The following is a 22,507-nucleotide window of genomic DNA, read 5'->3' on the forward strand; positions in this document are numbered from 1 at the left end:
CGTGCGGGGCTCGGTTACTCCGCGGAGTCGGCCGAGACCGAGGACACCGAGGACTCGGCGTCGCCGGCTGCGGCGGTCGGGGCGACCGGCTCGCTGTCGTCGACGACCTCGAGCGAGAGCTTGCCGCGGTCGTCGATCTTGGTGATCTGCACCTGGATCTTCTGACCGACCGAGACGACGTCCTCGACGGCCTCGATGCGCTTGCCGCCGTTGAGGGCGCGCATGGCCGTCACGTGCAGCAGGCCGTCGCGGCCGGGCATGAGCGAGACGAAGGCGCCGAACGACGCGATCTTCACGACCGTGCCGAGGAAGCGCTCGCCGGGCTCGGGGTTCGAGGGGTTCGCGATCGCGTTGACCGCGGCGCGCGCGGCCTCCGCCGAGGGACCGTCGACGGCACCGATGTAGACGACACCCGAGTCCTCGATCGAGATCTGGGCGCCCGTGTCGTCCTGGATCTGGTTGATCGTCTTGCCCTTCGGGCCGATCAGCTCGCCGATCTTGTCGACCGGGATCTGCACGCTGATGACGCGCGGCGCGGTGGGCGCCATCTCGTCCGGAGCGTCGATGGCGGCCGTGAGGACCTCGAGGATCTTCGTGCGCGCCTCCTTCGCCTGCGTGAGCGCACCCGTGAGCACCGAGGCCGGCAGGCCCGAGAGCTTCGTGTCGAGCTGGATGGCCGTGATGTACTCCGGCGTGCCGGCGACCTTGAAGTCCATGTCGCCGAGCGCGTCCTCAGCGCCCAGGATGTCGGTGAGCGCCGCGTAGCGGGTCTCGCCGTCGACCGTGTCGCTGACCAGGCCCATCGCGATGCCCGCGACCGGAGCCTTGAGCGGCACACCGGCGTTGAGCAGCGCGAGCGTCGAGGCGCAGACCGAGCCCATCGACGTCGAGCCGTTCGAGCCCAGCGCCTCCGAGACCTGGCGGATCGCGTAGGGGAAGTCCTCGCGGCTGGGCAGCACGGGCACGAGCGCGCGCTCGGCCAGGGCGCCGTGGCCGATCTCGCGGCGCTTCGGGCTGCCGACGCGACCCGTCTCACCGGTCGAGTACGGCGGGAAGTTGTAGTTGTGCATGTAGCGCTTCGTGGTGACAGGGCTCAGCGAGTCGATCTGCTGCTCGAGCTTGAGCATGTTGAGCGTGGTGATGCCCATGATCTGGGTCTCGCCGCGCTGGAAGATGGCGGAGCCGTGCACGCGCGGCACGACCGCCACCTCGGCGTCGAGCGGACGGATGTCAGCGAGGCCGCGACCGTCCATGCGCACGCCCTCGGAGAGGATGCGTCCGCGGACGACCTCCTTGGTGACGGACTTGTAGGCGCCGGAGACGTCGCCCGCGATGCTCGGCGAGAGCTCGCCGCGCTCGATGCGCTCGTTGATCTCCTGCTTGACCTGCTCCTTGAGCGCGTCGTCGGCGGCGTTGCGCTCGAGCTTGCCGGCGATCTGGTAGACCTCGGTCAGGCGGTCCTTGGCGATGCCGCGGACTGCCTCCAGCGCCTCGTCGGTGTACGGCGGGAAGAGCGGGTACTCCTGCGTCTCCTTGGCGGCGGTCTTGGCGACCTCCGCCTGGGCGGCGACGAGCTGCTTGATGAAGGGCTTCGAGGCCTCGAGGCCCTGCGCGACGATCTCCTCGGTCGGCTTCACGGCGCCGCCCTCGATGAGCGTCCACGAGTTGTCGGTGGCCTCGGCCTCGACCATCATGATCGCGACATCCTCGGCGCCTGCGGCGTCGGTGACCACGCGGCCGGCGACGACCATGTTGAACACGGCCTGCTCGAGCTGCGAGTGCTTCGGGAACGCGACCCACTGGCCGTCGATGAGCGCGACGCGCACACCGCCGATCGGGCCGTCGAAGGGCAGGCCGCTGAGCTGGGTCGACATCGATGCCGCGTTGATCGCGAGCGAGTCGTAGATCTCGTCGGGGTCGATCGCCAGCACGGTCACGACGACCTGCACCTCGTTGCGAATGCCCTCCACGAACGACGGGCGCAGCGGCCGGTCGATGAGGCGGCAGGTCAGGATGGCGTCGGTCGAGGGGCGGCCCTCGCGGCGGAAGAACGAGCCGGGGATGCGGCCCGCGGCGTACATGCGCTCCTCGACGTCCACCGTCAGCGGGAAGAAGTCGAAGTGGTCCTTCGGGTGCTTCGAGACGCTCGTGGCGCTCAGCAGCATCGTCTCCTCGTCGATGTACGCGACCGCGGCGCCCTGAGCCTGCTGCGCCAGGCGGCCGGTCTCGAAGCGGACGGTGCGGGTGCCGAAGCGGCCGTTGTCGATGACGGCTTCGGCGAATGTGATCTCGGGACCCTCCATAGGGTCACTCCTCTCGTGGGCGCGCGAGCGCGCTGTCGATATCCGCGCATCGGTGCGGCGAGGAGGTGGTCATCAGTGGGCGAGGTCGAAGCTCGGCTTCGGCATCCTCCACCAACGACCAGCCTCTCGGCCTCGTCTGCGGATGCGCGATGGCCGCGGTCAACTGCTGCGGCCGAGTCGATGCTAGCAGTCAGCGCACCGGAATCGCTGGAGCCGCCCGCTATGCTCCCGCGGTGGCCAGCATCCGCTCCCCCGACCTCCGCCCGCTGCAGCAGCCGCTCGGTCGTGCCGGGCGCCGGGCGGCGCGCGCCTGGCTGCGCGAGCATCGCCAGGCGACCGACGTGCCAGGCGTCGGCCTCGCGATCGCCGGCTGGGGGCTGCTGCTGCCGGGTGCGCTCATCCTGCTGGTCGGGCTCACGAGCGGTGACGAGCTCGAGATGACGATCGTCGGGGCCGTCATGACCGCGATCGGTACGGTCCTGCTGGTCTGGCGCTGGCTGCGACGACGGGATGCGCTGCGTCGCGCAGCCGGGCTCGTGCCGTTCGCGGCCGTCAACGACCTCTCGTACGCGCAGCGGGTCCGGATGCCGATGAAGCAGGCGGGGCTGCTGCGGCAGGGGTTCGACCAGCTGGGCGTCGACGTGCTGCGCGCCGCCGACGGTGCCGAGTGGGGCGTGTGGCGGCATCGCATCGCAGAGCGGCGCGGCGGCCCCGAGGTGCTGCGCGGCTACCTGGAGGTGCCGTGGCTCGGTCCGCAGGCACGCGCGGCGGAGGGCGGTCCTCCGCCCGGCCTGCAGCAGCTGCTGCGGGAGGCGCCGCTGCCGCTCGAGCTCGAGGTCACCTCCGGCAGGCTCACGGTCGTCGCCGCGAGGCCCTGGCGCATGACAGACCCCGACGTGCAGGTGCTGGTGCACCGCATCCGCTCCCTGGTCGCCGATCAGGGGCGGCAGCCAGCGCGGGCGGCACGGCCGATGCCCGCGTCGATCGCCCAGCTTCCGAGCAGTCGGCGGCAGGCGCTCGCAGCGCTGGGCGCCGGTGCGGTGCTGGCGCTGTCGACGATCGCGGTCGCGTTCGCGATGGCGCTGGTGCGCAACGCCGCCTGAGCGATCGCGCGGGCGACGGAACGTGCCGCCTCGGACGACGCAGAAGGGCCGCCCCCGCGGGGACGGCCCTTCGTGAACGCTGGAAGGCTAGCGGCGCAGGCCGAGACGCTCGATGAGCGTGCGGTAGCGCGTGATGTCAACATCCTGGAGGTAGCCGAGCAGGCGACGGCGCTGACCGACGAGCAGCAGCAGACCACGACGCGAGTGGTGGTCGTGCTTGTGCTCCTTCAGGTGCTCCGTGAGGTCGAGGATGCGGCGCGACAGCATCGCGACCTGCACCTCGGGGCTCCCGGTGTCGCCCTCGTGCGTGGCGTACTCCTCGATGATGGCCTTCTTGATGTCTGCGTTCAGGCTCATGTATGGGGCCCCTCTCTCCTCGCAGCGCGGTGCCCGTGCTGGATGCACGAGCGCTCTTTGTCCGCGGCCGATTCACGGCAACCGGCCAAGACTACCAGGTCTCGGCCGCCTGCGGCGGCGTGGATCCCGCGAGAGTCAGCGGCGCTGCGTCCAGCCCGGCTCCAGGTCGCCGAAGCGCTGCACGCGCGCGCCCGCGTGCGCCGCCACGGGCATCCCCTGCTGCATCGGCACGGGCTGGCCGATGGCAACGGTCGCCATCGCGCGGCGCAGATGCATGAGCTTCGCGAGCAGGCCCGCCTCGTCGGCCACGTGCCGGGCACGGTCGCGCCCGACCAGCGCGTGCTGCCGGTGGTTGGCGAGCCTGGTGGAGGTCTGGATGTACTGCTGCATCTGCTTGCGCAGCCCTCGCTGACGACTCCAGTCCATCAGCAGCGAGCGGCCGTCGCCGGAGGAGAGCAGCTCGACCTCGTCGTAGCTGAACCAGCCGGCGCGACCGTAGTCGTGCAGCCGCACGCGCGTGATCTTCTTCTCCTGCCGCAGCAGCAGCCACACGACTCCCGCCGCGAGCAGGCACAGCGGCACCTGCACCACCAGGTAGTAGACGAAGAAGCCGAGCGTGTCGCCCGGCACCCACCAGCTCGCCGAGTTCCACAGCGCGTGCAGCAGCGCCGAGACGAGGTGGCCGGCCGGGAACGCGAGCAGGATCCACCAGCGGCTGCGCAGCCGGGCGGCGAAGCCCAACGCCAGGCCGATGCCGACCGAGGTGAAGATGGCGTGGGTCAGCGGGCTCATGATGCCGCGCATGAAGAAGATGAACGAGCCGTCGCCGCTCTCGCTGATGGAGGTGCCGAAGTAGAGGATGTTCTCGGTGAAGGCGAAGCCGGCCGCCGAGAGCGCCGCGAACACGATGCCGTCGACCGGGCCGTCGAAGGCCTTCCGAAAGAACAGGAACATGATGACGACCGGGATCGCCTTCCACAGCTCCTCGGTGATCGGCGCCTGGATGACGGTGGCGTAGAACTCGAACTGCTCCTGCGAGCTCAGCCACGGCGCCACGAGCGGCTGCAGCACCGCCTCGTTCAGCCACAGCGTCAGCAGCACGGCGGCGATGCCGCCCCAGAGGGCCGCGAACCACATCGCGATGCGCGGCTCTGGCTCCCAGCGATCGATCGCCAGCACCGCCCAGACGACGAAGCCCAGCGGGAACAGCGCCATCAGGCCTGAGCCCGCGACCAGCGCCGAGTCCCCGATGGCGCCGTCGAGGATGAAGATGACGGCGATCGACGCGAGCGCCAGCACGACGACGCCGACCACGCCGGCGATGAATCCGACGTTGGGGCCGGACCTGGGCGCGAAGGGGGACGGCGGGACGGGGGCGCTCACCCGGGGATCGTATCGGGAGGCGTCCCGCCCTGCGTCGCGGGCGGCTCGGGTCAGGAGCGCTCGTCGTCCGGCAGCTGCTCCGGCACGATCACCGGCATCGCCTGCGTGACCGGCTGCAGGCCGGACAGCCGCGCGGGCGCGAGCAGCTTCTCGACCCGCTCGCGGTCCATCAGGCCGCTGTCGACCACCAGGTCGGCGATCGACTTGTCACTGGTGAGCGCCTCGTGCGCGAGCTTCGCCGAGTCGGTGTAGCCGAGGTAGGGCGTCAGCGCGGTGACGACGCCGACCGAGCTGCCGACCATGAGCGCGAGCCGCTCGTGGTTGGCCTCGATGCCGTCGATGCAGTTGACGCGCAGGGTCATGCACGCCTGCGTCATCCAGTGCAGGCTCTGCAGGATCTGGTGGGTGATGACCGGCTCGAAGGCGTTGAGCTGCAGCTGACCGGCCTCGGATGCGGCGGTGACCGTGGCGTCGGAGCCGATGACGGCGAACGCCACCTGGTTGACGACCTCGGGGATGACCGGGTTGACCTTGCCGGGCATGATCGACGAGCCTGCCGCCTTGGCGGGCAGCGAGATCTCGCCCAGCCCCGCCTGCGGGCCGGAGGAGAGCAGCCGCAGGTCGTTGCAGATCTTCGAGAGCTTCACCGCGCAGCGCTTGAGCGCGCCCGAGACGGTCATGAACACGCCGGTGTCGCTGGTCGCCTCCACCAGGTCGCTGGCCGTGACGATCGGCAGCCCGGTGAGCTCGGCCAGGTGGCGGGCGGCGGCCTCCGCGTAGCGCGGGTCGGCGGTGATGCCGGTGCCGATCGCGGTGGCGCCCAGGTTGACCTCGCCGAGCCACTTGATGGTCTCCTCGAGTCGGTCGTAGTCCTCGCGCAGGGTCACGGCGAAGCCGCGGAACTCCTGCCCGAGCGTCATCGGCACCGCGTCCTGCAGCTGGGTGCGGCCGACCTTGAGCACGTCGTGGAACTCGCGCGCCTTCGCGTCCAGCGCATCCGTCAGCCTCGAGAGCTCGTCGAGCAGGCGCCGCAGCGTGAAGGCCATCGCGACCTTGATCGACGTGGGGTAGGTGTCGTTCGTCGACTGCGAGCGGTTGACGTCGTCGATCGGGTGGAAGTGCTCGTACTCGCCCTTGGCGTGGCCGAGCTCGACCAGCGCAGCGTTCGCGATCACCTCGTTGGTGTTCATGTTCGTCGAGGTGCCGGCGCCGCCCTGGATGACGCCCACCTTGAACTGGTCGTGCAGCTCGCCCGCCTGGATGCGACGGCAGATGTGGTCGATCATGTCGGCCTTGGCGGCGTCGAGGACGCCGATCTCCTTGTTCGCCCGCGCGCACGCCTGCTTGACGACGGCGAGCGCGTTGACGAGGTCGGAGTAGACCGAGATGGAGCGGCCGGTGATCGGGAAATTGATCAGCGCGCGCTCGGTGTGGATGCCCCAGTAGGCGTCGGCGGGCACGGGCAGCTCGCCGAGCGAGTCGCGCTCCATGCGGGTCGGGCCCGTGTACGTGTGCTCCCCCTGCGGTGCCGGGTCGAGCTTGTATGCGGGAACATCGGTCATGGCTGGCTCCATTGCCTGGTCAGGCCTCGTGGGCGGCGTTGTCTGGGTGCGGCTGGGTGGACCCGCGCCATGAGCCTAGCCCGGAGCGCATCACGATGCCCGGCGGCGCTCGGCGCGCATCGCCTCCCCGAGCGCGGCGATGCCGAGCTCGACCTCGGCGAAGGTCGTCGACAGCGGCGACAGGCCGATGCGGATGCCGTCGGGCGCTCGGAAGTCGCCGATCACTCCCTGCTCCCAGAGCGCGGCGTTCACGGCAGAGAACGACGGATGCGTCACCGTCAGGTGACTGCCCCGGTGCGGCCCGGCGGGCGGGCTCGCGAGCACCGCGCGGTCGCCCTCCTCGCCGTGCGGGAGCACGTGCTCGCGCAGCGCCGCCTCGGCGAAATCGGTGAGCGCGATCGACTTCTCGCGGATGGCCGCGATCCCCACCTGCTCGATGACCTCGAGCATCGCCTCGAGGGCGACGGTGGCGAGCACGGGCGGGGTGCCGGAGAGGAAGCCGCGCAGGTCGCGCGCGGCCCGGTACTCGCGCTCCATGCCGAAGACATCCGCCGCCCCCATCCAGCCCTGGATGGGCTGGGCGAGGCTGCCCTGCAGCCGCTGCGCGACGTAGCCGAAGGCGGGCGAGCCGGGCCCGCCGTTCAGGTACTTGTAGGTGCACCCGACCGCCAGGTCGACGCCGGCCGCGTCGAGCTCGGTCGGGATCACGCCCGCCGAGTGGCACAGGTCCCACAGCATCAGGCCGCCGGCCTCGTGCACGGCTGCGGTGATGTCGGGCAGGTCGGCGACGAAGCCCGAGCGGTAGGCGACGTGGCTGAGCAGCACGAGCGCCGTGCGCTCGCTGACCGCCTCCTGCACCTGCTGGAGCGTGACGCCGCTCGCCGGGTCGGCCTCGATCCACCGGATCGTCATGCCGCGCTCGGCTGCGACCCCCTCGACGATGAAGCGGTCGGTCGGGAAGTTGTCGTCGTCGATGACGATCTCGGTGCGCGCGGGATCGGCCTTCAGCTGCGCGTCGACGGCCGCGCGCACGAGCTTGTAGAGCAGCACCGTGGTGGAGTCGCCGACGAAGGCCTGGCCGGCGGCGGCGCCGACGAGCGCGCCGATACGGTCGCCGAGCGCGAAGGGCCGCTCCATCCACTGCTCGTCCCAGGCGCGGATGAGGCGGCCGCCCCAGTCGCCCTCGATGAAGCCGGCGAAGCGCTCCGGCAGCGACGCGAGCGGGCGCCCGAGCGAGTTGCCGTCGAGGTAGGAGACGACGTCGCCGTCGCGCACGAAGGCGCTCGTGTGGGCGGCGAGCGGGTCGGCGGCGTCGAGCTGCGCGGCCAGCGCGGCGGTGCCGCCGTCGGCAGGTGCGGCGATGCCGGGGTCTGCGGTGGTCATGCGTCCTCCTCCAGGTCGAACCAGGTGATCGATCGCGAACGCGGCCGGTGCCGGGCCGGCCCTAGCAGCGCATCGATCAACGAGTCGTCGTCGTGCACCTCCGGCATGCCGCTGGTCACCACGGGCCCGGGCGGCAGCAGCCACTCGGCGAGCAGCGCGTCGACGAGCGCGGTGCCCTCAATGCCCGCCTGCCGTAGCGCGGCGAGCTCGTGCGGGTCGAGGTCGAAGCGCTCGATGCCGTTGCCGAGGTCGGTGCCGTAGGCGACCGCTCCCCCGGCTGCGGCGAAGCGCGCCAAGTTGTCGGTGGCGCGCGCGAAGGCGAGCTCGTCACCGTCGCGGCCGTGCATCGCGAGCGTCGAGATCCACGTCTGCCCGGCCGCGGCCGCACGGATGACGTCGTCGCTCAGCCGCTCCGTCCAGGGCGTGTGGGCGAGCACGTCGACCCCTGCCGCGAGCGCCCGCGCGGCCTGCCCGGCGCCCTGCACGTGGGCGGCGACCAGCAGCCCCGCGCCGTGCGCCTCTGCGGAGATGGCGCCCAGCAGCCCGTCGTCGGGCACGGGCCCGTCGTCGCTGTTGAGCACGACCTTGATGACGGATGCGCCGGAGTCGGCCTGGGCGCGGATCGAGCGCGCCGCGTCGGCCGCGTCCGCCAGCTCGGCGACGGCGCCCGGCGGCGCCCACGCCCGGTCGGACGGGTAGCCGCCGACAGCGGCGTGGAAGGGGCCCGCGAAGCGCACGTCGAGCCCGCGGTGCGCGGCGCCCGCCGCCTCGATGAGCCCGGGCAGCGCATCCGGCGCCCAGCCGAGGTCGAGCACCCTGCCGAGCGCCGTCGGCTCGCGCAGCGCCGCCTGTGCCAGTCCCAGGTGCACGTGCGCGTCGGTGATCGGCGGCAGCAGGGCACCCTGGATGCGCGTGCGCACCTTCGGCGGCATCTCGTCTTGGGGCACCAGGCGCATGCCGGTCTCGCCGAGCTCGACCACCGCATCCGTCACCCAGTGGCCGCCGATGCGCGCCCGATCCACCCGGGCGATGATCGGGAGGCTCACTCCTCGATCCGGGTGCGCACGACGTAGAGCTCGGGGAAGAAGGTGAGCTCGAGCGCGCGCTTGAGGAAGTCGACGCCGCTCGAGCCGCCGGTGCCGGTCTTCATGCCGATCGTGCGGGTGACGGTGCGCAGGTGACGGAAGCGCCAGAACTGGAAGTTGTCCTCGAGGTCGACGAGCTCCTCGCAGGCCTCGTAGGCGCGCCAGTCCTCGTCGACGTCGGGCCGGCCGGCGTCCTCGTAGATCTTCTGGAAGACCGGCACGAGCGCCTCGGTGTAGACGTGCGCCTTGGTGACATCGCGCTCGAGCAGCTCGGCGGGCACGTCGTGGCCGCGGCGCGCCAGCAGCCGCAGGAACTCGTCGTACAGGCTCGGCCGGTGCAGCTCGGCCTCGAGCGCCGCGTGGTCGGCTGGGTTCGACTCGAACACCTGCAGCATGCGGGCGTGCTTGTTGCCGAGCGCGAACTCGACCTGCCGGTACTGCGCGCTCTGGAAGCCCGAGGCGCTCGCGAGCGAGCCGCGGAACTGCGCGTACTCGGTGGGCGTGAGGGTGGCGAGCACCGACCACTGCTGCGTCAGCACCTCCTGGATGTGCTTGACGCGCGCGATGCGCTTGAGCGCCGCGCCCAGGTCGTCGCTCGCGAGCAGCCGGCGGGCATCGTCGAGCTCATGGATGACGAGCTTGAGCCACAGCTCGGTGGTCTGGTGCTGGATGATGAACAGCAGCTCGTCGTGGTGCTCGGGGCTGCTCTTGGGGTGCTGCGAGGCGAGCAGCGTGTCGAGGCCGAGATAGCCGCCGTAGGTCATGCGCTCGCGCAGGTCGGTGACGACGCCCTCCTCGATCTCGCGGGTGTTGTCCTCGACGCTCACGGCAGCCTCCTCTTTGCTGGGTCGCCCCACGGTAACGCGCCGGGTGGCCGCTTCGTCAGGGCCACCGACACGGATCGGCGGTCACACATCACCGACCACGGATCGATAGCGCGCTCACCGGGTGGCGATGAGCGCGGTCGCGCCGATCTCGTCGTCGCCGCGCACCTCGATGGCCGAGAAGCCGACCGCCTCGAGGATCGCCGCCGCCGTCTCGACCTGGTGCGGCGCGACCTCGGTGACGGCGATGCCGCCGGTGCGCAGGTGCGCGGCCATGGCGGTGGCGTGCTCGCCGAGCGGGTCGAGCCCGTCGAAGCCGCCGTCGAGCGCGAGCGCCGACTCGTACTCGAGGGTGTCGTGCGGCAGGTGCACGAGTTCGGCGCTCGGCACGTAGGGCAGGTTGGCGGCGATGACGTCGAACAGGGCGGATGCGCCGGTGCCGGCGGGCGCGCCGGTGCCTGGCGCGTCGGGGCCGGGTCCGTCGGCGCCGGGCGCAATGCTGCCGGGGGCGGGCAGGCCGTGCAGCGCCTCGATCTCGTCCGCCCGCACCACCACCGCGCCCGGCAGGTTGACCTGCGCGCAGCGCACGGCGGCCGGGTCGGAATCGATCGCGACCACCTCGATCCCCGGCACGCGGTGCATCGCGAGGGCCGCGATGGCGCCCGTGCCGCAGCCGAGGTCGAGCAGGCGCGGAGCTGGCTCGCCGGGTGCGCGCCGGTCGGCGAGCTCGCGCAGCCGGTCGGCGACGATGGTCGCCAGCAGCAGCGTGCGGCGACGCGGCACGAACACGCCCGCGTGCACGGCGACGCGCAGCTCGGCGAAGGCGGCGCTGCCGACGATGTGCTCGATCGGCTCGCCGAGCGTGCGCCGCTCGACGAAGAACCGCAGCGCTTCGAGGTCGTCGTCCACCTCGGCAGCAGCCTGCAGCTCGGCCAGCTCCTCCTCGGCGAACACGCTGCCGGCGCCGCGCAGCTTGGCGAGCAGCTCGGCTTCCTCGGCGTCGTAGCCGTGCGGTGCAGCGGGTTCCATCGGTGCCGACGATAGCCTGCGCGAGTGCAGATCGCCGATGACGCCACCGAGCACCTGATCGCCCTCGTGCAGGTGCCCACCGAGGCCCCCGAGCAGCTGCCGGCCTTCCGGGCAGCGCTCGAGGAGCGCTTCCTACGGCTCTTCGCCGCCCTCGAGGCCGAGTGGATCGGCGACACGATGCTCGCCCGCTGGCCCGGCCGCGGCGAGGGCGCGCCGGCGCTGCTGATGGCGCACCAGGATGTCGTGCCCGCACCCGACGGCGACCGGACCGATGGTGACGGCATCGGCGGGGCGGCCTGGACGCATCCGCCGTATTCCGGTCACCGCGACGAGACCCATATCTGGGGCCGCGGCACCCTCGACGACAAGGGCTCGCTCGTCGCCATCTGCGTCGCCATCGACGCGCTGCTGGGAGCGGGCTTCGTGCCCGCGCGCGACGTCTGGCTGGTGTTCGGGCACGACGAGGAGACCATGGGCACCGGCGCCGAGTCGGCGATCGCCGAGCTCGAGCGGCGCGGCGTGCGGCCCGCGTGGGCGCTCGACGAGGGCGGGGCGATCATCGAGCCTCCGATCACGGGCGTGACGCAGGACGTCGCCGTGGTCGGGGTGGCCGAGAAGGGCTTCGCCAACGTGCGGATGCGCGTGGCGCAGACGGGCGGGCACGCGTCGACGCCGCCGGCACTGCCGGCCACCTCGCGGCTGGCGCGCGCCATTCGGCGGCTGGACTTCGCGAAGTGGCCGCGCTCGCTGCCCGAGCCCGCGCTGCGCATGCTCGAGCTGCTCGGCGCCGAGGCCGAGGGTGTGCAGGGCGCGGTGCTGCGAAATGTGCGGCGCTCGCGGCCGCTCGTGGAGCGGATCCTGGCGCGGCAGGACGAGACGCGGGCGATGCTCGCGACCACGGCGGTCGTGACGCAGCTCTCGGGCGCGGCGGCGCCGAACGCGCTCGCCCAAGAGGCGGTCGCGGTGGTCAACGCGCGCATCGCGCTGGGCTCGTCGGTCGAGGAGACCGTCGCGTTCATGGAGCGCGCGATCGCCGACGAGGCGGTCGAGCTGACGGTGCTGCACGGGCACGGGCCCAGCGCCGAGAGCCCTTCGGAGGGGTCTGGTTGGACTGACCTCGAGGCGGCGATCGCGCGGCTGCGGCCGGATGTGCTGACGGTGCCCTACGTGATGCTCGGCGGCACCGACGGCCGGCACGCGCACCGCATCACCGACCGCGTCTACCGCTTCACGCCGTTCGAGATGACCCGCGAGGAGCGGCTGACGCTGCACGCGCGCGATGAGCGCATCCGCATCGACACCTGGCTGGCCGGCTGCCGCTGGTATGCCGACCTGCTCGAGACGTGCAGTTGATTCGAGCTATCGCTCGGTGTCAATTCCTGCGATCACAAACTCCCCGATGATCGTTTGGCCGCTGACGTCATAGACAGGAATGCTCCGGTCAGACTGCCCCTCCACGGCCTGCCACGCAAGCACTTCCTCTGGGGTGGCCTCGTCACCCGGCCCCTGGGCGCCGTCGAGATCGCTCTTGAGGACATAGCCGGTCATTCCGGCCGAGTATTCGACGAGGATGAGATCCGGCTCTGTGTCGGGAGAGATCGCGTCTGCGGCCGAGCCGTAGGTCAGCTCCTCAGCGTTCACGGCGTACTCAGGTGTTGGTGCCGTCGCAGAATCCGCACCATCGGCCGGACTCAATCCCGCTGGCGCGAGCACGAACGCTCCTTGCGCCGCCGCCGTACCGACACCCAGACCGAGTAGACACGCACAGACGCTCGCGACGATGATGCCCAGTCGAGTTGGCTTCTTCATGGTCGACACCTCTTAGGAGTTTTGGTTTCCACTTGCGAAGGTGTACCTGTTGGTCCAGGACGATCCGTTGTAAGCGCGGCTCACGCCATAGCTATACCAGGTTCCGGCCTGGTAGATGACGCACGAGACACCGACCTGGTGAGAACCTGACGGAAGTGCGGACGGGTTGTATTGGTTCGAGCCTTCGCATCGCAGTGCGCCTGTGGAGGCGTTGAAGAGCCTGCCTCGGGAGCCGACCCAGCCTGCCGGTGCTGTGTGACCGTTTGGCCAGGTGTCGGTGAACGCGTTGGCCTGATGGGTCGACGGGTATGTCGCAACGGTCGCATTGTTGCGGTAAGAACCGGACCAGGAGAAGGCTCCCGTCCCGCCCGTCGAGACGCCAGCATGTGCGGCGGCAGGAGCGAACGAGACCACGAATCCCACGACGAAGGCAGCGATCACGATCGCTGCAAGCGTCAACGATTGAGGACGGAACCGAACGTTCAACGTCTGCGTTGTCATGGATTGCCCAATCGCCAACTGCCCGAGACTTCGCGTTGATGGTGCACCTCGGGAGTCTTCGTGTCAAGCGTCCGACACCGCAACGTCCCTGAGCGCTTGGTGGCGGTTGGCACCTCAGTGAGATGCCCTGGATCAGGCGTGCAGGTGCGGCTCGTGCTCGGCGTGGCCGGGGGGCTCGAGCTGGAAGGTGGCGTGCTCGAGCGGGAGCGGGAAGTGCTCGGCGGCGCACTCCTGCAGCGCATCGAGAATGCGCGGCGCGTGACCATCGCCGAAGCAGCTCTCCGCCACCACGACGTGCGCCGTCAGCTGGTGCAGGCCCGTACCGAGCGTCGAGACATGCAGGTCGTGCACCGACACGACGTGCTCCACCTCCATCAGGTGCACGCGCACATCCTCGAGGTCGATCTCCTGCGGCGCCGACTCCAGCAGGATGCGGCCGGTGTCGCGCAACAGCACGATCGAGCGCGGCACGATCAGCGCCGCCACCAGCGCGCTCGCGATCAGGTCGGCCTGCTGGAAGCCCCAGACCCAGATGGCGACCGCCGCCGCAATCACTGCGACCGAGCCGATCGCGTCGTTCAGCACCTCGAGGAACGCCGCCCGCAGGTTGAGGCTCGAGCCGCGGCCGCCGGCGAGCACCGCGAGCGAGACGAGGTTGCCCACCAGCCCGACGACGCCGAAGACCAGCAGCAGCGGCCCCGGCACCTCGGTCGGCTCGCCCAGCCGGCGCACGCCCTCGATCACCACCACCAGCGCGACGATCAGCAGCGCCGCGGCCTGCGCGGCGGCCGCGAGCACCTCGACCCGCACGAGCCCCCACGTGCGGCGCCCGCTCGGCGGCCGGCGCAGCAGCCGCTGCGCGCCGAGCGCGACGCCGAGCCCGGCGACATCCGTCAGCATGTGGACGGTGTCGACCAGCAGCGCGAGCGAGCCGGTGACGATCGAGCCGACGATCTGCGCGAGCAGCAGCACCGCGGTGATGCCGAACGCGACGGCGATGCGCGTCGTGCTCGAAGCGTCGCCGCCGGCGCTGTGGCCGTGCGCGTGCCCGCCCGACATCAGTGCCCGCCGCTCAGCGAGCGCATGCGCTCGCCGCTCGACCCAGCACGCCGACCCCGCACCGCTACAGGCGCGACTTCGTGTGCCAAATGGTCTTCGTCTCCGTCAGGGCGAGGATGCGCTGGGGCGTCTCGGGCGCGATGCCCGGCTCGGGGCGCAGCACGCGCTTGAGCGTGTCGGCGGCGGACTGCTCGAGCGTGATCCAGTCGAGCTCGCCCGCGCCGGTGAGGTCGAGCGCGTTGACGTCGGCGTGGCTCGCGAGCCAGGGCGCGAGCTCTGCCGCGTCGCCCGTGAGCACGTTGACCACGCCGCCCGGCAGGTCGCTGGTCGCGAGCACCTCGGCGAGCGAGATAGCCGAGAGCTGCGCGGATCCGGGCACGACGACGACGCTGTTGCCCGTCACGAGCGCGGGCGCGACCACCGAGGTCAGGCCCAGCAGCCCATCGGTCTGCGGCGCGATGATCGCCACCACGCCGGTGGGCTCGGGCACCGAGATGTTGAAGTACGGACCGGCGACCGCGTTGGCGTTGCCGGCGATCGCCGCGATCTTGTCGGTCCAGCCCGCGTGCCACACCCACAGGTCGATGGCGGCCTCGACCTGCTTCGCCGCCCGCGCGGCGGTGAGGCCCTCGGTCCTGACGAGCTCGTCGACGAACTGCGCCTTGCGGCCCTCGAGCACCTCGGCGACGCGGTAGAGCACCTGGCCGCGGTTGTACGCGGTCGCGCCCGCCCAGCCGGGGTGCGCCTTGCGGGCCGCGCGCACGGCCTCGCGGGCATCCTTGCGCGACGCCTTGGCGACGTTCGCGACGAAGCGGCCCTTCGCATCCGTCACCTCGGTGACGCGACCGGACTCGCTGCGCGGGAAGGCGCCGCCGATGAAGAGCTTGTAGGTCTTCGGCACATCGAGCCGGGCCGATGCGGCGCGGTCGGATGCGGTGCGTGCGGCCGTGCGGGACGCGGTGCGCTCCGCGGTGGTCGCCTTGGCCGTCGTGGTCTTGCTCGTGGCCATCACTTGCCGCCCTTCAGGTATGCCTGCATGCCCTGGCGGCCGCCCTCGCGGCCGTAGCCCGACTCCTTGTAGCCGCCGAAGGGGCTCGCGGGGTCGAACTTGTTGAACGTGTTCGTCCACACCACGCCGGCGCGCAGCTTGTCGGCGACGGCCAGCACGCGGCTGCCCTTGTCGCTCCAGATGCCGGCCGAGAGGCCGTAGGGCGTGTTGTTGGCCTTCGCGATCGCCTCGTCGGGCGTGCGGAAGGTGAGCACCGACAGCACCGGGCCGAAGATCTCCTCGCGCGCGATCGTGGAGGAGGCCTCGACGCCGGTGACGACCGTGGGCGCGAACCAGTAGCCCTCCTTGGGCAGCTCGCACGGCGCGCTCCAGGCCTCGCCGCCCTCGGCGATGCCGGCGTCGACGAGCCGGGTGATGCGTTCGAGCTGCGCGGTGGAGTTGATCGCGCCCACGTCGGTGTTCTTGTCGAGCGGGTCGCCCAGGCGCAGGGTGGCCATGCGCTCTTTGAGGCGATCCATCACCGCGTCGTGGATGTTCTCCTGCACCAGCAGGCGGCTGCCGGCGCAGCAGACCTGGCCCTGGTTGAAGAAGATGCCGTTGACGATGCCCTCGATGGCCTGATCGAGCGGGGCGTCATCGAAGACGATGTTGGCGCCCTTGCCGCCCAGCTCGAGCGTCAGCTTCTTGCTCGTGCCGGCGAGCGCCTTGGCGATCTCGCGGCCGACGGCGGTGGAGCCGGTGAAGGCGACCTTGTCGACATCGGGGTGGCGCACCAGCGCCGAGCCGGTCTCGCCTGCGCCGGTGATGAGGTTGACGACGCCCGCGGGCAGGCCGGCCTGCTGGCAGATGTCGGCGAACAGCATCGCCGTCAGCGGCGTGGTCTCGGCGGGCTTGAGCACCACCGTGTTGCCGGCGGCGAGCGCCGGGGCGATCTTCCACGACAGCATCAGCAGCGGGAAGTTCCAGGGGATGATCTGCGCGGCCACGCCGTGCGCCTGCGGGCCCGCGCCGAGCCCGACCCAGTCGAGCTTGTCGGCCCAGCCGGCACAGTGGAAGAACCATTGGGCGACCAGCGGCACGTCGGCGTCGCGGGTCTCCTTGATGGGCTTGCCGTTGTCGAGCGACTCGGCCACCGCGAGCTCGCGCGCCCGCTCCTGCAGGATGCGCGCGATGCGGAAGAGGTACTTGCCGCGGTCGCGGCCCGACATGGGGCCCCAGACGGTGCGGTAGGCCTTGCGCGCGGCGGCGACCGCGGCATCCACGTCGCCCTCGTCGGCGGCGGCGAACATGGCGATCTGCCGCTCGGTCGAGGGCGAGACGGAGGCGAAGCTCGTGCCGCCGCCCGGGCGCCACTCGCCGTCGATGAACAGGCCGTACTCGTCGCGCAGACCCAGGATGGAGGTCGACTCGGGAGCCGGTGCGTAGTCGAGGAATGTCATCGCGAGCCTCAGTCGATCGTCACGTAGTCGGGGCCGGAGTAGCGGCCGGTGGTGAGCTTCTGGCGCTGCAGCAGCACGTCGTTCAGCAGGCTCGAGGCGCCGAAGCGGAAGAGGTGCGGGTCGAGCCACGCCTCGCCGCAGGTCTCGGCGACCGCGACCAGGTACTTGATGGCGTCCTTCGAGGTGGAGATGCCGCCGGCGGGCTTCACGCCGATGCGCTCCCCCGTCAGCCGCTCCCAGTCGCGCACGACCTGCAGCATGAGGGTGGTCACCGGCAGCGTCGCCGCGGGCTGCACCTTGCCGGTCGAGGTCTTGATGAAGTCGCCACCGGCCAGGATCGACAGCCAGGAGGCGCGCCGCACGTTGTCGTAGGTGACGAGCTCGCCGGTCTCGAGGATGACCTTCAGATGCGCGTAGGTGCCGTCGTCCCGGCGGCAGGCATCCTTGGTCTGCACGATCTCGTCGAAGACCTTGCCGTAGTTGCCCTCCAGGAAGGCGCCGCGGTCGATGACCATGTCGATCTCGTCGGCGCCGGCGGCGACCGCGTCGCGGGTGTCCTGCAGCTTGACGCCGATGCTGGCGCGGCCGGAGGGGAAGGCGGTCGCGACGGCGGCGACGTTGATCCCGTCGTCCTTGCCGGCGCTCCACGCGGAGCCGAGCGCCTCAACGGCGTTCCCGACCATGTCGCCGTAGACGCAGACGGCCGCGGGACGGGGTGTGGAGGGGTCGGATGCGTCGGGCACGAGTGCCTTCGCCACCAGCGAGCGCACCTTGCCACGGGTGTCCGAGCCCTGCAGGGTCGTCAGGTCGATCATGCGGATGACGGTGTCGAGCGCCGCCGCCTTCGAGGTGGTCTTGATGGAGCGCGTGCCGAACGATGCGGCGCGGGCCTCGAGGCCCACGGCGTCGACGGTCGGGAGCCCCTCGAGGTGCTGCCGGAGCGCGACCTCTGAGAGGTCACCGCCGAGCAGCTGGACGGCGCGCTCTGCGGGGGCGAGCGCTTGACTGGCCGATGCTGGACGAGGACTGGTCACGCTGTTCCTTCTGCTGAAGCTGCGGTGCGGATCATCGCTAGGTGGTTCGCGGCTTGCGTGCAGGGAAGTCTACCCAGCGAGCAGCGGCACCACGCTCTCGCGCGTCTGCTCGACGTCGCGGTGCATCTGCGCGATCAGCTCATCGAGTCCCTCGAAGCGGTGCATGGGGCGCACGAAGTCGACCAGCTCGAGCTCGATCGGGCGGTGGTAGAGGTCGAGATCGACGTCCAGCAGGTAGGCCTCGACCGTCTTCGCCTGCACGCCGTCGAAGGTGGGGTTGTCGCCGATCGAGACGGCGGCGGCGAAGGTGCCGGCGTCGACGTGGGCGATCGCCGCATAGACGCCGTCGGCGGGGATGAAGCCATCGACGGGCGTTCCCAGGTTGGCGGTCGGGAAGCCGAGCGCCCTGCCGCGCTGGAACCCGCGCACGACATCGCCGCGCAGCCGGTGGCGGCGGCCGAGCATCTCGTTCGCCTCACCGATGCGGCCGAGCTCGAGCGCCTCGCGGATCCAGGTCGAGGAGACGCGGCGACCGTCGGTGAAGCAGATGTCGTCGATCGACTCGACGCGCACGCCGCGCGGCTCGCCGAGCTCGCGCAGCAGCGCGGGCGTGCCCGCACCCTTGAAGCCGAACCGGAAGTCGTCGCCGACCAGCAGCATCCGCGCCCCGAGGCCGTCGAAGAGCACGCGCTCGGCGAACTCCTGCGGCGGCTGGGCCGCGGCGGCCTTCGTGAAGGGGATGACGATCACGCGGTCGGCGCCCGCGTCGCGCAGCAGCGCGACCTTGTCGTCGAGCGAGGTGAGCGGCACCGGTGCGATGTCGGGGCGCACCACCTCGAGCGGGTTGCGGTCGAAGGTGACGACCGTGGTCGACAGCCGCGGCGCACCCGCTGCCGCGGGCTCGGCGAGCGCGCGGAGCTGCTCGAGGATGCGCTGGTGGCCGACGTGCACGCCATCGAACTTGCCGATCGTGACGGCGCTGGGCATCGAGACGAGCTCGTCGATCCAGGCCATCGGGTCGGGCTCGGATGCGGCCCGGTCGGACGCCCCCGGGGCGACGGCGCTCACGCTGCCACCCGCTCCCGGCTGACGCGCAGCCACCAGAGGCCCAGGAACGGCAGCACGGCGGGGATGAACAGGTAGCCGATGCCGAACCAGCTCCACACGGAGGGGTGGCCGAACAGCTCGGGCGCGACGAGCGAGAGCGTGCCGACCACGACCACGCCGGCGAGCTCGAAGCAGACGGCGGCGAGCGCGACCTTCCTGGCGGTCTCGCTGCGCTGCATCGCGAGCGCGACGGTGGCGACGATGTAGACGACCGCGGCGACGGCGCTCAGCGTGTAGGCGAGCGGCGCCTCGTCGAAGCGCTGCACGATCTGCACGAAGGAGCGGCCGGTCGCGCCGATCGCCAGCACCGCGTAGACCGCGATGAGGACCCGCCCGATGCCTGCATGCCTGCGCTCGCTCACTCGATCGATTCTACGGCCCGGCGTCACGCCACCTGCACGAACCAGATCTGGTGCATCCGGTAGGCCATCACGGCGACCGCCAGGATGGCGATGCCGACGATGAGGCTCTGCCACTCGCTCTTCTTGTCGATGAGCGCCCACATCACCGCTGCCGGCGGGATGAGCAGCGCCGAGATCAGGTAGACCCAGTACTCGAACAGGTCGCCCGTCGGCCCCGCGCCCATGAGCGGCGCGACGATCGAGGCGACCGCCTGCACCACGAGCGTCAGCAGCGTGAGCGCCGCCGCGCCCAGGATCCAGTCGTTGAACGGCTTGCGCAGCAGCCCGACGATCACCACGGCGACGCCGATCGCGGCCAGGCCGATCGCCTGCGCGAGCATGAGCCAGTCGATCACTCGTCCTCCAGATCAGACAGTCGGGAAGTTCGTCACCGGCAGCAGCCGGTTGCCCGAGACGCGGGCGATGCCGATGAGCCGCTCGCCGTGCACGGCAGCCACGATGCCCGCCTCGCCGTCGAGCGCGGGGGTCTTGCGGCCGTGCATGAGGTTCGCGGCCCGCTCGTCGTCGAGCTGCGCGACGGGCAGGATGCGCGCGGCGGCCGCGGCTGGCGGCACGAGCAGCTCGGCCGCGCCCTCTTCCGGCAAGTCGTCGGCGATCGGGGCGCCGCGGACCTCGAACGGCCCGACGTGCGTGCGGCGCAGCGCCGTGAGGTGGCCGCCGACGCCGAGCGCCTGGCCCAGATCGCGCGCCAGCGCACGGATGTACGTGCCGCTCGAGCAGTCGACGATCACGTCGACCTCTGCGGGTGTGGAGGCGGATGCGGCGGGCCGGAACGCGAGCACGTCGAAGCGGGAGACGGTGACGGGCCGGGCCTGCAGCTCCACCTGCTCCCCCGCCCGCACCCGGCTGTACGCACGCTCGCCGTCGACCTTGATGGCGCTGACCGACGAGGGCACCTGCTCGATCTCGCCCGTGAGGGCGGCGATCGGGGCCGTGAGGTCGTCGCCCGACAGGTGCGACGCATCCGCTCGTCCGGTCACCTCGCCCTCGGCGTCGTCCGTGGTGGTGGCGGCGCCCAGCGCGATGGTCGCCGTGTAGGTCTTGTCGAGGCCGACCATGTGGGTCAGCAGGCGCGTGGAGGGGCCGACCCCGAGGATGAGCAGGCCCGTCGCCATCGGGTCGAGCGTGCCGGCGTGGCCGACCTTGCGGGTGCCGAGCGCACGGCGGGCGCGGCTGACGGCGGTGTGGCTCGTGATGCCCTGCGGCTTGTCGACGAGCAGGATGCCGTCGGGGGCTGTGGGGGCTGCTGGCACCCCGGAAGCCTACCGGCGACGGCGAGCGCGCAGCTCTGCCGACCCGTTGCGGCCAGCGCGACCGGGTGCACCGGGTCGGCGTGGCCGGGACGGGTCGGCGAAGGCGCGTTAGCCTGGCCAGCATGGCGGCGACGAGTGGGACGAGCCCTGCCCGGCAGCGCATCGCGGTGATCGGCGCGGGTGCGATCGGCGGCACCATCGCGGCGAGGCTGGATGCGGTGGGGCACGAGGTGACCGTCACCGCGCGGGGCGAGAATCTGGCCGCTATCGAGGCGCACGGGCTGCGCATCAAGGGCGGCTTCGGCGCGCACACGGCGCACGTGGCGGCGCTCGAGACGCTGGCGGAGCGGCCGGACGCGGCGATCCTGGCGGTCAAGGCGACCGGCGCCGTCGAGGCGCTGTCGGCGAACCGGGCTTCGCTTGCGGGCGTGCCGCTGCTGGTGGTGCAGAACGGGCTGGGCGGCGAGCGGGCGGCCGCGCGGCTGCTCGGGCACGAGCGCGTCGCCGGCGGCATCTCGCTGATGGCGGCGAACTCGCTCGAGCCCGGCATCGTCACGGTCACCGCGACCGGCGACACCATCGTCGGCGGCACCGAGGGCGCGCGCTTCGCCGCACTGCTGGGCGAGGCGCTGCCGACCAGCGAGACGCCCTCGATCGAGGGCGCGCAGTGGACGAAGCTGCTGATCAACATGGTCAACGCCATCCCCGCCATCGTCGGCCACTCGGTGCAGGACGTGATCCGCGACCCGGGGCTGCGGCGCGTCATGCTCGCCTCGATGCGGGAGACCGCCCGCACGGGGCTCGCCGCGGGGGTGGCCTTCCAGCCGCTGCAGGGCCTCACGCCCCTGCTCGTGCGCGTGGTCGCCTACGCGCCGCGGCGCCTCGCGCAGCAGGTGCCGCTGCGCATCAAGGAGCGGCTGGGCGACGTGCCCAACCTCGGCTCGACGCAGCAGTCGATCCGGCGCGGCCAGCTGACCGAGGTGGATGCGATCAACGGCGCCGTGGTGGATGCGGCGGTGCGGATCGGGTTGGAGGCGCCCGTGAACGCGGCGCTCGTCGAGCTCGTGCACGAAGTGGAGCGCACGGGCGACTTCCTGCCGCCGTCGGTCGTGCGGGGGCTCGCCTAGCAGCTGTCGGCGAAGGACTGGAAGGGCTTGCGCCAGTCGGTGTTGTCGACGATGAACGCAGCTTTGCGACGCGGCGTGGAGTTCGACTCGTAGAAGTCGTGCGCCTCGCGGTAGCGGCGGTGCGACTCGTGCTGGACGTCGGGGTGCGCGCCATCCCGTGCGCGCATCCGCTCGCCTCTGACCCGGTCGGTCGCCTCCAGGTAGACGACCGCATGCCACTTGCCCGCCAGCGCCGGGCGCTGCAGGAAGACGCCGTCGACGATCAGCACCGCGTCCGGCCCGGCGCTCTCCCACGCCATCTCGACCGGCGCATCGCGGTGCAGGTCGAACGCGCGCGTCTGGAAGCCCGTCGAGCCGCCCATGCGGAACGGGTGCAGCAGCACGCGGTCGAGCAGCTCGGTGTCGAAGGCATCCTCGTAGTAGCCCTTGGGCGAGTCGCGCCCCTGGCGGTAGCGGAAGGCCTGCGGACGGTGGAAGTCGTCGACGCTCGCGCGGAACGCCTCGACGCCGGCGCGCGCGAAGGCGACCTGCAGGGCGTCGGCGAAGTGGGTCTTGCCGGTGCCGTCGCGGCCCTCGACCGCCACCAGCCGGCGGCCGCTCGGGTTGCGCCGCAGCATGAGCTCGGCCAGCTGCGTGTAGAGCTGCTTCTGCTCGGGCGTCCACGACGCGGCCCGCATGAGGAGTGCGCTGTCTGCCATGCGGCCAGCCTAAGCGCTCG

The 22,507-nt window shown here is 71.5% G+C and carries 21 protein-coding genes; 3 read left to right on the forward strand and 18 right to left on the reverse strand.

What is annotated here, in order from left to right:
* Window positions 1-14: 14 nt before the first annotated feature.
* Window positions 15-2,303, reverse strand: coding sequence for a polyribonucleotide nucleotidyltransferase (locus BM288_RS00625; protein ID WP_092914880.1), 2,289 nt, complete (start codon window positions 2,301-2,303; stop codon window positions 15-17).
* A gap of 233 nt (window positions 2,304-2,536) precedes the next feature.
* Between BM288_RS00625 and BM288_RS00630 the strand changes: the two genes are divergently transcribed.
* Window positions 2,537-3,406, forward strand: coding sequence for a hypothetical protein (locus BM288_RS00630; protein ID WP_092914882.1), 870 nt, complete (start codon window positions 2,537-2,539; stop codon window positions 3,404-3,406).
* 87 nt (window positions 3,407-3,493) lie between these two features.
* On the opposite strand, the gene rpsO is transcribed toward BM288_RS00630, so the two are convergent.
* The 7 genes from rpsO to BM288_RS00665 form a co-directional block, all read right to left on the reverse strand.
* On the reverse strand, window positions 3,494-3,763 hold the full coding sequence (rpsO, locus tag BM288_RS00635; protein ID WP_092914884.1) for a 30S ribosomal protein S15: 270 nt from the start codon (window positions 3,761-3,763) through the stop codon (window positions 3,494-3,496).
* Between the two features lie 135 nt (window positions 3,764-3,898).
* Window positions 3,899-5,146 carry a PrsW family intramembrane metalloprotease gene (locus BM288_RS00640; protein WP_092914886.1) on the reverse strand — a complete coding sequence of 416 codons (1,248 nt, stop codon included), beginning with the start codon at window positions 5,144-5,146 and terminating at the stop codon, window positions 3,899-3,901.
* Between the two features lie 50 nt (window positions 5,147-5,196).
* Complete coding sequence (locus tag BM288_RS00645; protein ID WP_092914888.1) at window positions 5,197-6,708, reverse strand: aspartate ammonia-lyase; 1,512 nt, start codon at window positions 6,706-6,708, stop codon at window positions 5,197-5,199.
* Between the two features lie 90 nt (window positions 6,709-6,798).
* On the reverse strand, window positions 6,799-8,091 hold the full coding sequence (locus BM288_RS00650; protein ID WP_092914890.1) for a kynureninase: 1,293 nt from the start codon (window positions 8,089-8,091) through the stop codon (window positions 6,799-6,801).
* Window positions 8,088-9,137 (reverse strand): amidohydrolase family protein, encoded by a 1,050-nt coding sequence (locus tag BM288_RS00655; RefSeq protein WP_092914892.1) that lies wholly within the window; start codon window positions 9,135-9,137, stop codon window positions 8,088-8,090. The genes BM288_RS00650 and BM288_RS00655 overlap by 4 nt, the downstream gene beginning before the upstream one ends.
* Window positions 9,134-10,003, reverse strand: coding sequence for a tryptophan 2,3-dioxygenase (locus BM288_RS00660; RefSeq protein ID WP_092914894.1), 870 nt, complete (start codon window positions 10,001-10,003; stop codon window positions 9,134-9,136). The genes BM288_RS00655 and BM288_RS00660 overlap by 4 nt, the downstream gene beginning before the upstream one ends.
* 114 nt (window positions 10,004-10,117) lie before the next feature.
* Window positions 10,118-11,029 carry a N5-glutamine methyltransferase family protein gene (locus tag BM288_RS00665; RefSeq protein WP_092914896.1) on the reverse strand — a complete coding sequence of 304 codons (912 nt, stop codon included), beginning with the start codon at window positions 11,027-11,029 and terminating at the stop codon, window positions 10,118-10,120.
* A gap of 24 nt (window positions 11,030-11,053) precedes the next feature.
* On the opposite strand from BM288_RS00665, the gene BM288_RS00670 reads away from it, so the two are divergent.
* Window positions 11,054-12,382 (forward strand): M20/M25/M40 family metallo-hydrolase, encoded by a 1,329-nt coding sequence (locus BM288_RS00670; RefSeq protein WP_092914898.1) that lies wholly within the window; start codon window positions 11,054-11,056, stop codon window positions 12,380-12,382.
* 6 nt (window positions 12,383-12,388) lie between these two features.
* Here BM288_RS00670 and BM288_RS14175 read toward each other — a convergent pair whose 3' ends face one another.
* The 9 genes from BM288_RS14175 to truB all read right to left on the reverse strand — a co-directional run bounded on the left by BM288_RS14175 (window position 12,389) and on the right by truB (window position 20,662).
* Window positions 12,389-12,838 (reverse strand): hypothetical protein, encoded by a 450-nt coding sequence (locus tag BM288_RS14175; RefSeq protein ID WP_143102959.1) that lies wholly within the window; start codon window positions 12,836-12,838, stop codon window positions 12,389-12,391.
* A 633-nt stretch (window positions 12,839-13,471) separates the two neighbouring features.
* Complete coding sequence (locus BM288_RS00680) at window positions 13,472-14,398, reverse strand: cation diffusion facilitator family transporter (RefSeq protein WP_092914902.1); 927 nt, start codon at window positions 14,396-14,398, stop codon at window positions 13,472-13,474.
* A gap of 64 nt (window positions 14,399-14,462) precedes the next feature.
* Window positions 14,463-15,407, reverse strand: coding sequence for an aldehyde dehydrogenase family protein (locus BM288_RS00685; RefSeq protein WP_092914904.1), 945 nt, complete (start codon window positions 15,405-15,407; stop codon window positions 14,463-14,465).
* Window positions 15,407-16,846 carry an aldehyde dehydrogenase family protein gene (locus BM288_RS00690; protein WP_092914906.1) on the reverse strand — a complete coding sequence of 480 codons (1,440 nt, stop codon included), beginning with the start codon at window positions 16,844-16,846 and terminating at the stop codon, window positions 15,407-15,409. The genes BM288_RS00685 and BM288_RS00690 overlap by 1 nt, the downstream gene beginning before the upstream one ends.
* 8 nt (window positions 16,847-16,854) lie before the next feature.
* Entirely contained in the window at window positions 16,855-17,880 is a 1,026-nt protein-coding gene (gene deoC / locus BM288_RS00695; RefSeq protein WP_092914908.1) for a deoxyribose-phosphate aldolase, read from the reverse strand.
* A gap of 69 nt (window positions 17,881-17,949) precedes the next feature.
* Complete coding sequence (locus tag BM288_RS00700) at window positions 17,950-18,948, reverse strand: bifunctional riboflavin kinase/FAD synthetase (protein WP_318255249.1); 999 nt, start codon at window positions 18,946-18,948, stop codon at window positions 17,950-17,952.
* On the reverse strand, window positions 18,945-19,358 hold the full coding sequence (locus BM288_RS00705) for a hypothetical protein (RefSeq protein WP_404799682.1): 414 nt from the start codon (window positions 19,356-19,358) through the stop codon (window positions 18,945-18,947). The genes BM288_RS00700 and BM288_RS00705 overlap by 4 nt, the downstream gene beginning before the upstream one ends.
* Before the next feature lie 14 nt (window positions 19,359-19,372).
* Complete coding sequence (locus BM288_RS00710) at window positions 19,373-19,744, reverse strand: hypothetical protein (RefSeq protein WP_318255251.1); 372 nt, start codon at window positions 19,742-19,744, stop codon at window positions 19,373-19,375.
* 12 nt (window positions 19,745-19,756) lie between these two features.
* Window positions 19,757-20,662: a tRNA pseudouridine(55) synthase TruB gene (gene truB / locus BM288_RS00715; RefSeq protein ID WP_092914912.1), complete on the reverse strand. Its 906-nt coding sequence runs from the start codon at window positions 20,660-20,662 to the stop codon at window positions 19,757-19,759.
* 122 nt (window positions 20,663-20,784) lie between these two features.
* Here truB and BM288_RS00720 point away from each other — a divergent pair, with 122 nt between their 5' ends.
* A complete protein-coding gene (locus BM288_RS00720) occupies window positions 20,785-21,789 on the forward strand; it encodes a ketopantoate reductase family protein (protein ID WP_092914914.1) in 1,005 nt (334 codons plus the stop codon).
* On the opposite strand, the gene BM288_RS00725 is transcribed toward BM288_RS00720, so the two are convergent.
* On the reverse strand, window positions 21,786-22,487 hold the full coding sequence (locus tag BM288_RS00725; RefSeq protein ID WP_092914916.1) for a nucleoside/nucleotide kinase family protein: 702 nt from the start codon (window positions 22,485-22,487) through the stop codon (window positions 21,786-21,788). The genes BM288_RS00720 and BM288_RS00725 overlap by 4 nt on opposite strands.
* Between the last annotated feature and the right edge of the window lie 20 nt (window positions 22,488-22,507).

This window comes from Agrococcus baldri (assembly GCA_900114805.1).
GTDB classification, from domain to species: domain Bacteria; phylum Actinomycetota; class Actinomycetes; order Actinomycetales; family Microbacteriaceae; genus Agrococcus; species Agrococcus baldri.